We start from the raw sequence: 12,286 nt of genomic DNA on the forward strand, positions 1-12,286 counted from the left end.
TCCGGGGCGCGGGACACCCGGCGGACTCCAGGGCCCCGCCGGGCTACGGCGCGGTCAGCGGCTCGTACGCGTCGGGGCGGCGGTCCCGGTAGAACTGCCAGCGGTCGCGCACCTCGCGCAGCTTGGCCATGTCGAGGTCGCGGACGACGAGTTCGGTCTCCTTGTCGCTGGCCACCTCCCCGACGAACTGGGCCTCCGGGTCGACGAAGTACGACGTTCCGTAGAAGTCGTTGTCGCCCAGTTCCTCCACGCCCACGCGGTTGATGGCGCCCACGAAGTACTCGTTGGCGACGGCCGCCGCCGGCTGCTCCAGCTGCCAGATGTAGGAGGACAGTCCGCGCGAGGTGGCCGACGGGTTGAACACGATCTCGGCGCCCGCGAGACCCAGCGCACGCCAGCCCTCCGGGAAGTGCCGGTCGTAGCAGATGTAGACGCCGATCCTGCCGACGGCGGTGTCGAAGACCGGCCAGCCGGCGTTGCCGGGACGGAAGTAGAACTTCTCCCAGAAGCCCTCGACCTGCGGGATGTGGTGCTTGCGGTACTTGCCGAGGTACGAGCCGTCCGCGTCGATCACGGCGGCCGTGTTGTAGAGGACGCCGGGCTGCTCCTCCTCGTACATCGGCAGCACGAGGACGATGCCCAGTTCCTTGGCCAGGGCCTGGAAGCGCCGGACGATCGGGCCTTCGGGGATCTGCTCGGCGTACTCGTAGAACGCCTTGTCCTGGACCTGGCAGAAGTAGGGCCCGTAGAAGAGCTCCTGGAAGCACAGCACCTGTGCGCCCTGTGCGGCGGCGTCGCGGGCCGCCTGCTCGTGGACCTGGATCATCGACTCCTTGTCGCCGGTCCAGGCAGTCTGGAAGACGGCGGCGCGGATCACTCTGCTCATCGGGACCTCCGGTCGCTCGGTGTGCGAGGAGCCTAGGAAGCCCGGACTGCTGGATTGAGTTGCACCGTGTCACGTCTGAGGCGCTGTGCCGTTCCACGGTGTCACCCCCGCGTTGTCCCATGTTTCACCTGAGCCGTCCCGTGTTTCACCGTTGTTGCGCGTCGTGTGCGAGCAGTGCGATGTGTACGGAGGCGGCCTGCTCGAAGTCGTCGAGGTCGACGCCGAGCCGGGCCTCGATGGCCTCCAGCCGGCGGTAGAGCGCGGGCCTGCTGACGTGGTGGAGCTGCGCGGTGCGGGACTTGTTGCGGCCGGTCGCGAGGTAGGTCCGCAGCACGGGCAGCAGCTCCGACTCGGCATCGGCCCCGCACAGCAGCCCGTCCAACTCCCGTTCGGCGAACGACTGGACGTTCGGATCGTCACGCAACAGCCGTATCAGACCGCGCAGATGGACGTCACGCAGCCGTACGAGCACCGGCTGGTCCTGGTCGGCGGGTGCGTCGGCGGCGGCCTCGGCGACGTGCAGGGCCTCGCGCAGACCGCCGGGCACGTCGTCCCAGGCGGTACGGGGCGAGGCCGCCGCCACGGTCGTACGGGTGCCGGTCTCATGGCGCAGCCGCAGCGCGAAGTGGGCGGCCAGCGCCTCCGCGTCCTGGTCGCGGGCGAGGCTGAGCAGCACGGCGGTAGCCCCGTCGGCGAGCTCGGCGACCAGTCCGGGGAGCCCCAACAGACGCAGTACGCGGTCGAGTTGGGCCGGGTCGCCGTCCCGTACCACCAGCGGCACGAAGGCCCGCCTGTTGACCGGCAGCCCGGCCGCCCTGGCCCGCGGGAGCAGCTGCCGCGCCGGTACGACCCCGCTCACCAGGTCCGTCAGCAGGCTCTGCGCGGACTCCTCCTCCCAGGTGTGCACGGAGCCACCCAGCATCCGGTGCAGGACCAGAGCCTCGGCGGCACGGTCCGCGAGCAGCCGTCCGGTGGCGGCGTCGCCCCGGTAGCCGCACAGCACGATGCGGCCCCATCTCTCGCCGCGCCCGCCCAGCTCGGCGCGGATCCAGCCGTCGCCCGTGCTGCCGCCCGCCTGCCGGGCGATGCGCTCCCAGTCGCGCAGCACGTCGTCCACCGCGGACCGCTCCCCCGCCGTGGCCAGGACGCGGTGGGCGAGGTTGGTGACGACGACCGGGCACGCGGCGTGCACGGCGATCTCGTCGAGCATCCGTTGCAGGGGCGCGCCCGTGGTGATGAGCCCGGTGAGCGCGGTCCGTACGGCCTCCGAGAGGCTCACCGCCGCGAACTTGCTGCGCACGAGCCGGGACTGGACCTCCTCCGTCAGCTCGGCGAACGGGAACGGCCGATGGAGGACCACCATGGGCAGCCCGCAGCGCTCGGCGGCCCGGCGCATCACGTCCGGCGGGGTCGGGAAGGCCCGGCCGAGCCCGAGGACGACGGCCGCGGCCTCCGCGCGGTGCAGCGAACGGATGTACTCGGCCTGCGCGTCCGGGTCGCCGGCGAGCAGGACCCCGGTGGTGAGCACCATTTCCCCGCCGCTGAGCATCACGCCCACGTCGGCGGCCTCGGCGACGTGCACCCAGCGCACGGACCGGTCGAGGTGGCCCGCGCCGGCCACCACCTCGGGCTCTCCGGCGAGCACCCGGTCCAGGGCGAGGACCTGGCGTACCGACAGGGCGGGTTCCAAGGTGGTGGCGGTGGTCATGGCACGTTCCCTTGCTCAGAACTTCTTACTGGATACACCTCAGCGCGTGCTCGAGAATCGCCGCGCCCTCCTCCGCCTCCGCGACGGTGAGGGAGAGCGGCGGTGCGACGCGCAGCACACTGGTGTTGTGACCGCCGCCCTTGCCGATCAACAGGCCGTCCCGGCGGGCCGCTTCGAGCACGGCTGCGGCGCCTTCGGGGTACGCCTCGTCGGTGCCGGGCTTGACCAGCTCGACGCCGATCATCAACCCGCGCCCGCGCACCTCCCGTACGTAGTCGAGCGGCACGGAGATCGCCCGCAGCCGCTCGCCGAGCAGACCGCCCACGCGCCGGGCGTTGCCCTGGAGGTCGTGTTCGAGGAGGTACGTGAGGTTCGCCAGGCCCGCCGCCATCGTGATCGGTGAGCCGCCGAAGGTCGAGATGGAGTTGGAGTCGAGGCAGTTCATGATCTCGGCGCGCGCGACGACGCCGCCGATGGACATGCCGTTGCCGATGCCCTTGGCGAAGGTGAGCAGGTCCGGCGGGCCCGCGGCGGCGTGCGCCTGCCAGCCCCAGAAGTGCTCGCCGGTGCGGCCCCAGCCGGTCTGCACCTCGTCGGCGATCCAGAGGATGCCGTGCTGGTCCAGGACCTCGCGGAAGGCCGCGTACAGGCCGTCGGGCGGCGCGGTGAAGCCGCCGACGCCCTGGATGGGTTCGGCGATGAGGGCGGCGGGCGGGCGGACGTGACCGAGCAGGTCCTTCAGGTCGTCGACGCAGGCCGCGATGAACTCCGCGTCGCCGAGACCGGCGTACGGGCCGCGGGTGCGGACGCCGCCGTGGACGTACAGCGTCTGGAGGGGCGAGAGGGAGGTCGGTGACCAGCCCTTGTTGCCGGTGATGCCGACCGCGCTGAAGGAGCGGCCGTGGTAGCTGTTGCGCATCGCCAGGATCTGGTTGCTCTGCCGGTAGGCGGTGGCGAGCAGCAGGGCCGTGTCGTTGGCCTCGGTGCCGGAGGTGGTGAAGAAGACGCGGGCGTCGGGGATGCCGGACAGCTGGGCGATCCGCTCGGCGAGCTCGACCATCGGCCGGTTGAGGTAGAGCGTGGAGGTGTGGATGATCCGCCCGGCCTGCTCGCTGACGGCCTTGGTGACCTCGGGCAGGGCGTGCGCGGTCATCGTCGTCAGGATGCCGCCGAAGAAGTCGAGGTACTTGTTGCCCTGGGCGTCCCAGACGTGGCGGCCCTCGCCGTGGGTGATCTCGATCGGGTCCTCGTAGTAGAGGGCCAGCCAGTCGGGCAGGACGGCCTTGTGGCGCGTGTAGAGGTCGCTCACGGCTGCACCAGCCCCTCGTAGGCGTCGGGCCGCCGGTCGCGGTAGAACGCCCACTGCTGCCGGACCTCCTCGATCAGGTCGAAGTCGAGGTCGCGGACGATCAGCTCCTCGGTCTTGTCACTGGCCGTCTCCCCCACGAACTGTCCGCGCGGGTCGACGAAGTAGGAAGTTCCGTAGAAGTCGTTGTCGCCGTACTCCTCCTGCCCGACCCGGTTGATCGCGGCGATGAAGTACTCGTTGGCGACGGCCGCGGCGGGCTGTTCCAGCTGCCAGAGGTAGGCGGAGAGGCCGCGGGAGGTGGCGGAGGGGTTGTAGACGAGCTGGGCGCCGTTCAGGCCGAGCTGCCGCCAGCCCTCGGGGAAGTGCCGGTCGTAGCAGATGTACACGCCGATCCTGCCCACCGCGGTGTCGAAGACGGGCCAGCCCAGGTTGCCCGGTTTGAAGTAGTACTTCTCCCAGAAGCCCTTCACCTGCGGGATGTGGTGCTTGCGGTACTTGCCGAGGTAGGTGCCGTCGGCGTCGATCACGGCCGCGGTGTTGAAGTAGAAGCCGGACTGCTCGACCTCGAACACGGGCACGACGATGACCATGCCGGTCTCGCGCGCGAGCTCCCGCATACGAGTGACGGTGGGCCCGTCGGGCACCGGCTCCGCCCAGCCGTAGTGCTCGGGTTCCTGGACCTGGCAGAAGTAGGGGGCGTTGAAGACTTCCTGGAATCCGATCACCTTCGCGCCCTGCCGGGCCGCCTCGCGGGCGTGCTCCTCGTGCTTGGCGACCATGGATGCGGTGTCGCCGGTCCAGGTGGCCTGGACCAGAGCGGCGCGTACGACGTTGGCCATGAGCTGCTCCTTCGACGAGACGTCAGAGAGCTTCTACGCCCGTAGACAAAGGCGGTAGAGGCTCGAAAGTAAGCCCAGCGGACAGCCTTGCCAAGACCATCGCCGTTAACCCGCTGAGTCGATCACGTTTCGCACCCCTGTGGGTGATCTGTCGATCCGGTGGGCGAGGGCTCGACGGGCTCGGGGATGCCTTCCCGGATCGCTCGGGCGGCGAAACCGGCCGCGCTCCCCGGCCGTGCAGCGGCTCCCCGCTCAGGCCGTGAGGCCGCCCCCCTCAGGCAGGCCGTGAAGCCGCCCGCCTCAGGCGGTGAAGCCAGCCACCCTCAGCGCGTGCACCAGGTCCCAGTGGCGCTCCTCCGAGACGCCCTTGGCGGCCGCCAGCAGCAGCGGCACGAGGCGTCCCGGGTCCGCCTCCGCGCTGCGGGCCGCCTCCTCCGGGGTGCGGACGCGGACGTACGCGTCGAGCAGCGCCCGGATCTCGCGCTGCCGCCCCTCGTCGGCCAGGCTCAGCACGGCGGTCCCGATCTCGGGAGCGGGGCGGGCGACGCCCTGGCGCAGCATCTGCCGGCCGTCGGCGCTGCGGCCCGCCGCGACGAGCGCGTCCGCGGCGCCGACCAGCCGGTCCGCGGGGAGCGAGGCGGCCTCCCACAGCAGGGTGGCCCAGTCCGCGTCGAGGCCCGCCCGGTGCAGTTCGGCGGCGAGCAGCGGGAAGCGGGCGGCGGGCCAGTGGGCGGCCTCCACGAGCACGGCGTGCGCCTCGCCGCTGCGGCCCTCGCGGCGCAGCCGGGTCAGGGTCTGGACGGTCTCGGCGGTGGCCCGCCGCGCGTCCTCGTCCAACGCCTCGGCGCGCGGCTGCGCGGGCTCCTGGGCGGCACCCGCGAAACGGGCTCCACGGGGGCTACGGCCGCTCGGCGCGGCCGGGGTGTACACGGGCGGCGCCGCCGTCTCCGGGACGGCCACAGGGGCCGCCTCGGCCTCCACCATCCCGGCGAAGCGGGCGCTGCCGCGGGGGCGCCGTTTGGAGCGCTGCTTGGGGACGGGGGCGGTGCTCGGAGTGGGGGCGGGGCCCGGGCTGGGGGCGGGGGCGGGGCTGGGGGCGGGGGCGGGGCTGGGGGCGGGGGCGGGGCTGGGAGTGATGCCGGTACCGGTACTGGGACTAGTACCAGTACCGGCATTGGTACCGGTACCGGAGCCGGCCTGGTCGTACGAGGCGATACGGGCGGCTGCCCAGTCGCTTCGGGCGGAACGGGCGGCCGCCGGATCGTACGGCCCGGAACCGGGGGTCGCCAGGTCGCTCGGCGCCATGGGAGCGGGGGCGGGGAGGGGGACGGGCCCGGAGTGGTCGGGCCGCGTCTCGAGCGCGCGCCGGTCGGCCGGCTCCGTGACCCGGACGACGTCCCCGTCCCCCGAAAAGTCGAACGCGCCCGATACGTGGGTACGCAGGGCGCGGTGGTCCAGGTTCTCCATCCGGTGGCGGAGTTCGACACATCGGGCGGTGGCCCGTTCGTGATCGTCGTGGGCCCAGGCCAGGTCGAGCCGCACGGTGTCGGCCTCCTCCTGGGTGGTGGCCGCGTGCAGTTGCCGGCTCAGTTCGGTCTGACGCTCCGCGGCGTAGCGCTGTTCGCGGAGCATGACGTCGAGACGGTCACCGAGGGCGTCCCGGCCGCCGGGCCGGCCGTCGTAGGCGGTGAGCGAGGCGCCGTGCAGGGAACGGGCACGCTGGGCTTCCTGGGCCGCGATCTGGGGGCCCTGCTCCGCGGCGAGGTCCTGGAGGAGCGCCTCCACGACGTCCCACGGGGGCACTTCCCAGCCGTCCAGACAGGCCCGCATGCCGTCGGGGTCGCGCTGCCAGAACACTGCGCACCAGCCGCCGTCCTGATCGAGCCGTTTCATCAGCCCGCTCAGGTAACTCGCGAACTCCCGTACCTGACCCGGGAGTTGTTCCACAGCCATCACACAACTCCCCGCCCGACTGGAGTACTCCGGTCCGGTAGAAAACACCCTTCGTGTTACGGGACGGCTACAGGGAGTTTTCGGACTGGACGCAGAGTCCTGTGATCAATGTCGTCCATGGACAGTCCGAGCGCCCGCGCCAGCGCCGCCACGGTGAAGAAGGCGGGGGTGGGGGCCCGTCCGGTCTCGATCTTGCGCAGGGTCTCGGCCGAGATCCCGGCGGTCGCCGCGACCTCCACCATGCTGCGGCCACCGCGGGCCTCGCGCAGCAACTGCCCGAGACGCTCGCCGCGTTCGCGCTCTTCGGGGGTCAGGGGGTTACGCACCATGACCCCATTCTAATACCGGTATAGTAATTGGCATGGTGGAACTCAAGACGGACACGTCGATCGACGAGATGTACGAAGCGGGTCAGGTCGTGGGCCGGGCGCTCACGGCGGTGCGCAAGGTGGCGGACGTGGGGGTCTCGTTGCTGGAGCTGGACGAGGTCGCCCACCAGGTGCTGCGCGACGCGGGCGCCGGCTCGCCCTTCCTCGGCTACCGGCCCTCGTTCGCACCCACCCCCTTCCCCGCGGTCATCTGCGGCTCGGTGAACGACGCGATCGTGCACGGCATCCCGACCGGTTACCGGTTGCGGGACGGCGACCTGGTCTCCATCGACTTCGGGGCCGAACTGGGCGGCTGGGTCGGCGACTCGGCGATCAGCTTCATCGTGGGCGAGCCGCGCGTGGCCGACGTGCGGCTCGTGGAGACCGCCGAGCGGGCCCTCGCGGCGGGCATCGAGGCGGCGGTCGTCGGCAACCGGATCGGGGACATCGCGCACGCCGTCGGCACGGTGTGCCGCGCGGCGGGGTATGGCATCCCGGACGGCTTCGGAGGCCACGGCGTGGGCCGCCGCATGCACGAGGACCCGTCCGTCCCGAACGAGGGCCGCGCGGGCCGCGGCCTCCCCCTGCGCCACGGCATGGTGCTCGCGATCGAGCCCATGCTCATCGGCGGCGGCACCGACGGCTTCCACGCGGCCCCCGACGGCTGGACGCTGCGCACCGACGACGGCTCCCGTGCGGCCCACACGGAACACACGGTGGCCATCACCCGGACGGGCCCACGCATCCTCACGGCACGCTGATCGCCACCGGCGCACCGACGTCGACGAGCGCGAGGACACCGCTCGCTACGACGCCGGTCGCACCACCATCGCCGAGCCTCCACCGCGCCGTACCGTCTCGGCTGCCGCCAGCCACTGGCCGTCGGGGAGGCGTTGGACACCCGTCGCGGCGCCGATCTCGGGGTTGAGCTTGAAGGAGTGCCCGAGGGCTTCGAGCCGGGTCCGTAGGGCGCTGTCGTACAGGCCGGGTTCGAGTTCGGTCTGGGCCGCGTTGCGCTGGCTGGCGCGCGGGGCGGCGATGGCGTCCACCAGCGGCAGCCCCCGGTCCAGGAACTCCGTCAGGGTCTGCAGGACGGTGGTGATGATGGTCGCGCCACCGGGCGAACCGAGCGCCACCACGGGCTGGTTGTGCCGGTCCAGGACGATCGTCGGGGAGATCGACGAGCGCGGGCGCTTACCGGGGCCGGGCAGGTTCGGGTCGTGGACGGCCGGGTTGGCCGGGGTGAAGGAGAAGTCCGTCAGCTCGTTGTTGAGGAGGAATCCGCGCCCCGGGACGGTGATTCCGCTGCCGCCGGTCTGTTCGATGGTGAGCGTGTAGGAGACGACGTTGCCCCACTTGTCGGCCACCGTGAGATGGGTGGTGTTCTCGCCCTCGTACGTCGTCGGGGCGGCCGTTCCCCCGGTGGAGCAGGCCGCCGGACGGCGCGGGTCGCCCGGTGCGAGCGGGCTCGTCAGGACCGCGTCGTCCTTGATCAGGCAGGCGCGCGCATCGGCGTACTTCTGCGAGAGGAGTTCCTTGGTGGGGACGTCCTCGAAGGCGGGGTCGCCCACCCAGCGCCCCCGGTCCGCGAACGCGATCCGGCTGGCCTCGAGGTAGTGGTGCAGGTACTGGACCTCACTCGCCTTCGAAAGGTCCGTCTTCTCAAGGATGTTGAGGGCCTCGCCGACGGTGGTGCCGCCGGAGGAGGACGGGGCGATGGAGTAGACCTTCTTGCCTCGGTACGACGTCTCCGTCGGCGCCTGTCGCTTCGCCCGGTAGGCCGCCAGGTCCTTCGACGACAGCTTGCCCGGGCGGGCGTTGTAGCCCGAAGCCGGGTCCACCGGGGGCTTGTTCACGGTGGCGACGATGTCCTCGCCGAGGTCGCCGTGGTAGATCGCGCCGACGCCCTTCTTGCCCAACTCCTCGTATGTGCGGGCGAGATCGGGGTTGGTGAAGGTCGATCCGACCACGGGGAGCGAGCCGCCGGGCAGGAACAGCTTCGCGGTGTCGGGGAAGTTCTCGAAGCGCGCCTGGTTGGACTCGGTCTGCGAGCGGAAGGTCGCGTCGACCGTGAACCCGTCGCGCGCGATCCGCTCGGCGGGCTTCAGCACGCTCCCGAGCCGCTTGCTGCCCCAGCTGTCCAGCGCCGTCTGCCAGGTCGCGGGCGTGCCCGGCGTGCCCACGCTCAGCCCGCTGGTGACGGCGTCCGCGAAGGCGAGCGGCTGGCCGTTCTCCAGGAACAGCCCCGAGTCGGCGGTCAGGGGCGCGGTCTCACGGCCGTCGATCGTGTGCACCGTACGGGACTTGGCGTCGTAGTAGACGAAGTAGCCGCCCCCGCCGACGCCGGAGGAGTACGGCTCGGTGACGCCGAGGGCCGCCGCGGTGGCGACCGCCGCGTCCACCGCGTTGCCGCCCTTCTTCAGGACCTCGATCCCGGCGGCGGAGGCGTCGGCGTCGACGCTGGCCACGGCACCGCCGTAGCCGACGGCGACCGGCGCCTTCGCCGGGGTGGCACGGGAGGAGGCCGTCCCGGCGGTGGGTGGCGCCGCCGCGCCGACCGACACCACCGCGGCCGAAACCGCCAAGACCGCCAGATTCCGCGCAACAGGGCGACGCATCCGTACCTCCAGTCAACAGCCGTCCGCGCAGCGTAACTTCACCGCACCCCTCCCGTCAGGACCCCCTCGAACACCGGTCCGCACTCCCGATACCATGCGCGCCCATGAATGACGACGTGCGCAACATCGTCCTCGGCGTGGTCGCCGCCGCCATCAGTGCCGCGCTCGGCTGGCTCGCCCGCACCTACCTCTGGAAGCGCAGACTCCGGCGCAAACAGGCGTTCTTCGGGCTGCCCGACAACTCCGAGTCGCTTCTCGTGGTGAACCGCGAGGCGGGCGGCCCGGAACTCACGGTGATGCGCTTCGACGTGTTCGCGCTCCTCGAACTCGCCGCGCTGATCAAGGACTGCGGCGCGCACGCCCAGGTCGTCGCGCACGACGCCGCGCAGCAGGGGTTCGGGGAGCGGACCGAGTTCTGCGTGGGCGGGCCGTCGTCCAACCGGCGGATGGCCGCGCACCTGCACTCCCTGCTGCCGGGCATCCAGGTGAACACCGACGCCGAACCGGGCCCGGACCGCGGCGCCTTCCAGATCGGCAGCGAGCGCTACCTCGTGGAGTCGGGAAAGGTCGAGTACGTGATCCTCGCCCGGCTGATCGCGGGACAGGAGCGCGGGACGCGGCCCGTCTTCCTCTTCTGCGGGCAGCGCGCGATCACCAACCAGGCGGCGACCCGCTATCTCGCCCGCAACCACGAACGGCTGGCACGCAAGCACGGCGGCAACTCCTTCGTCCTGCTGCTGAAGGTGGTGAACTCGCACGCGTACGGGCCCGATGTCGTCGAGCTCGTCGCGGATGTGACCCGGGCCGCCCAGACCCCGCTGCCCACACCGGCGCCGGCTCGCAACTCCCACCGCGCCTCGTAGATTTCACCTCGCCTCGTAGATTTCACGGCCCTCTAACAATCTTTACCCGTGCGTAACTTACCGACGGGTTACTTCCGGTAAGGCAACGAGGTTACCGTCGGGTCACATTCTACTGACACGAGTGAGGAGTGGCCCGTGGGACACCATCGTCATGCCCTGCGCACGTCCGCCGTCGGTGCCGTATCCGCAGCCCTGATCGCCGGTACCGCCCTCGGGCTCGCCCCCACCGCCCAGGCGGCCTCAGCCTCCGTCCGCTTCGTCGACATCGCCGGAGACGGCGGCACGGTCCTCAAGGCCAATGTCGTCACCCCCGCGGGCGCCGACGGCAGCCGCACGTACCCGCTCCTCGTCATGCCGACGAGCTGGGGCCTGCCCCAGGTCGAGTACCTCGCACAGGCCCAGAAGCTCGCCGACTCCGGCTATGTGGTGCTCACGTACAACGTGCGCGGCTTCTGGCAGTCCGGCGGCGAGATAGAAGTGGCGGGACCGCCGGACGTGGCCGATGCCTCCAAGGTGATCGACTGGGCACTGGCGAACACCCCGGCCGACGCACAGAAGGTCGGCATGGCGGGCGTCTCCTACGGCGCCGGGATCAGCCTGCTCGCCGCCGCGCACGACAAGAGGATCAAGGCGGTCTCCGCCATGAGCGGCTGGGCCGACCTCATCGACTCGATCTACTCGGGCCGCACCCAGCACTCCCAGGCCACCGCCCTGCTCGGCGTCGCGGGGACCATCACCGGGCGCCCGAGCGCCGAACTCCAGCAGACGCTCAAGGACTTCTTCGCCTCGAACCTGTCGAAGGAGCAGGAGATGATCGCCTGGGGGAAGAAACGTTCCCCCGAGACCTACGTCGACCAGCTCAACAAGAACGGCGCGGCCGTCTTCATGGCCAACGGCTGGGGCGACACGATCTTCCCGCCCAACCAGTACGCCAGGTTCTACGAGGAGTTGACCGGCCCCAAGCGCCTGGAGTTCCGCCCCGGCGACCACGCCACCGCCGAGGTGACCGGTCTGTTCGGGCTCCCCAACGACGTGTGGACGGACACCGGCCGCTGGTTCGACCACTACCTCAGGGGCGTCGACAACGGCATCGACCGTGAGCAGCCCGTCCAGCTCAAGCCCCGCACCACGGGCGCCTACGAGGGCTACCCCGACTGGAAGTCGGTCGGCGCGACCAGGAAGAAGATCGCCCTCGCGGGCACCACCACGATCCACACCAACGTCGACTCGGGCGCGGACGGCGGGATCATCTTCCTCTCCAGCATCCTCGACCAGATCGCCCAGGTCCCCCCGATGGCGTCGATCCCGCTGCTGCCGCGCCGCTGGGCGGCCGTCTGGCAGTCGGAGAAATACGCGAGCGTCCAGCAAGTGCGCGGAACGACCACGCTGCACACCACGCTCACTCCGACCAAGGAGAGCGGCACCCTCGTCGCCTACCTCTACGACGTGGGTCCGCTCGGCCTCGGCAAGCTGGTCAGCAACGCGCCGTACACCTTCCACGGGCAGACGCCCGGAGAGCCGTTCGGCGTCGACCTGGAGCTGTACTCCACGGCCTACGACGTCCCGGCAGGGCATCGGCTCGCCCTGGTCGTCGACACGGTCGACCCGCTCTACATCGAGCACAACCCGTCCGGCGCGCAGCTGACCTTCTCCTCACCGGCGAACGACCCGTCCTACGTGTCCGTTCCCCTGCGCGAGCAGTGATCTCCGGCTGCTGGCGCCGGCCGGGTCTGGCCCTGTGA

General features: G+C 71.2%; 10 protein-coding genes. 3 read left to right on the forward strand and 7 right to left on the reverse strand.

Annotation, left to right across the window (positions count from 1 at the left end):
- Positions 1-43: 43 nt before the first annotated feature.
- The 6 genes from ACIRA5_RS25545 to ACIRA5_RS25570 form a co-directional block, all read right to left on the reverse strand.
- Positions 44-886 carry a nitrilase-related carbon-nitrogen hydrolase gene (locus ACIRA5_RS25545; protein ID WP_054230371.1) on the reverse strand — a complete coding sequence of 281 codons (843 nt, stop codon included), beginning with the start codon at positions 884-886 and terminating at the stop codon, positions 44-46.
- A gap of 145 nt (positions 887-1,031) precedes the next feature.
- Positions 1,032-2,594 (reverse strand): PucR family transcriptional regulator, encoded by a 1,563-nt coding sequence (locus tag ACIRA5_RS25550; protein ID WP_403694040.1) that lies wholly within the window; start codon positions 2,592-2,594, stop codon positions 1,032-1,034.
- 25 nt (positions 2,595-2,619) lie between these two features.
- Positions 2,620-3,903 carry an aspartate aminotransferase family protein gene (locus ACIRA5_RS25555; protein ID WP_403694042.1) on the reverse strand — a complete coding sequence of 428 codons (1,284 nt, stop codon included), beginning with the start codon at positions 3,901-3,903 and terminating at the stop codon, positions 2,620-2,622.
- Complete coding sequence (locus tag ACIRA5_RS25560; protein WP_403694044.1) at positions 3,900-4,742, reverse strand: nitrilase-related carbon-nitrogen hydrolase; 843 nt, start codon at positions 4,740-4,742, stop codon at positions 3,900-3,902. The genes ACIRA5_RS25555 and ACIRA5_RS25560 overlap by 4 nt, the downstream gene beginning before the upstream one ends.
- A 300-nt stretch (positions 4,743-5,042) precedes the next feature.
- Positions 5,043-6,695 (reverse strand): hypothetical protein, encoded by a 1,653-nt coding sequence (locus tag ACIRA5_RS25565; RefSeq protein ID WP_403694045.1) that lies wholly within the window; start codon positions 6,693-6,695, stop codon positions 5,043-5,045.
- Positions 6,696-6,751: 56 nt separating this feature from the next.
- On the reverse strand, positions 6,752-7,024 hold the full coding sequence (locus tag ACIRA5_RS25570) for a helix-turn-helix domain-containing protein (protein WP_067362435.1): 273 nt from the start codon (positions 7,022-7,024) through the stop codon (positions 6,752-6,754).
- Positions 7,025-7,056: 32 nt separating this feature from the next.
- Between ACIRA5_RS25570 and map the strand changes: the two genes are divergently transcribed.
- Complete coding sequence (map, locus tag ACIRA5_RS25575; protein WP_403694046.1) at positions 7,057-7,824, forward strand: type I methionyl aminopeptidase; 768 nt, start codon at positions 7,057-7,059, stop codon at positions 7,822-7,824.
- Between the two features lie 45 nt (positions 7,825-7,869).
- Here the strand turns inward: map and ggt are convergent, their stop codons facing one another.
- Positions 7,870-9,681: a gamma-glutamyltransferase gene (gene ggt / locus ACIRA5_RS25580; protein WP_403694047.1), complete on the reverse strand. Its 1,812-nt coding sequence runs from the start codon at positions 9,679-9,681 to the stop codon at positions 7,870-7,872.
- Between the two features lie 104 nt (positions 9,682-9,785).
- Here ggt and ACIRA5_RS25585 point away from each other — a divergent pair, with 104 nt between their 5' ends.
- Entirely contained in the window at positions 9,786-10,544 is a 759-nt protein-coding gene (locus ACIRA5_RS25585) for a hypothetical protein (protein ID WP_403694048.1), read from the forward strand.
- Between the two features lie 135 nt (positions 10,545-10,679).
- Positions 10,680-12,248, forward strand: coding sequence for a CocE/NonD family hydrolase (locus ACIRA5_RS25590; RefSeq protein ID WP_403694049.1), 1,569 nt, complete (start codon positions 10,680-10,682; stop codon positions 12,246-12,248).
- The last annotated feature ends 38 nt before the right edge of the window (positions 12,249-12,286 follow it).

Origin of the sequence: Streptomyces sp. NPDC096311 (assembly GCF_044763085.1) — a bacterium.
GTDB lineage: Bacteria > Actinomycetota > Actinomycetes > Streptomycetales > Streptomycetaceae > Streptomyces.

Bases quoted from the DNA above. Each gene is read 5' to 3' on its own strand.
- ACIRA5_RS25545 (WP_054230371.1), bottom strand. From the start codon at position 886: ATGAGCAGAGTGATCCGCGCCGCCGTCTTCCAGACTGCCTGGACCGGC.
- map (WP_403694046.1), top strand. From the start codon at position 7,057: ATGGTGGAACTCAAGACGGACACGTCGATCGACGAGATGTACGAAGCG.
- ACIRA5_RS25585 (WP_403694048.1), top strand. From the start codon at position 9,786: ATGAATGACGACGTGCGCAACATCGTCCTCGGCGTGGTCGCCGCCGCC.
- ACIRA5_RS25570 (WP_067362435.1), bottom strand. From the start codon at position 7,024: ATGGTGCGTAACCCCCTGACCCCCGAAGAGCGCGAACGCGGCGAGCGT.
- ACIRA5_RS25565 (WP_403694045.1), bottom strand. From the start codon at position 6,695: ATGGCTGTGGAACAACTCCCGGGTCAGGTACGGGAGTTCGCGAGTTAC.
- ACIRA5_RS25560 (WP_403694044.1), bottom strand. From the start codon at position 4,742: ATGGCCAACGTCGTACGCGCCGCTCTGGTCCAGGCCACCTGGACCGGC.
- ACIRA5_RS25550 (WP_403694040.1), bottom strand. From the start codon at position 2,594: ATGACCACCGCCACCACCTTGGAACCCGCCCTGTCGGTACGCCAGGTC.
- ggt (WP_403694047.1), bottom strand. From the start codon at position 9,681: ATGCGTCGCCCTGTTGCGCGGAATCTGGCGGTCTTGGCGGTTTCGGCC.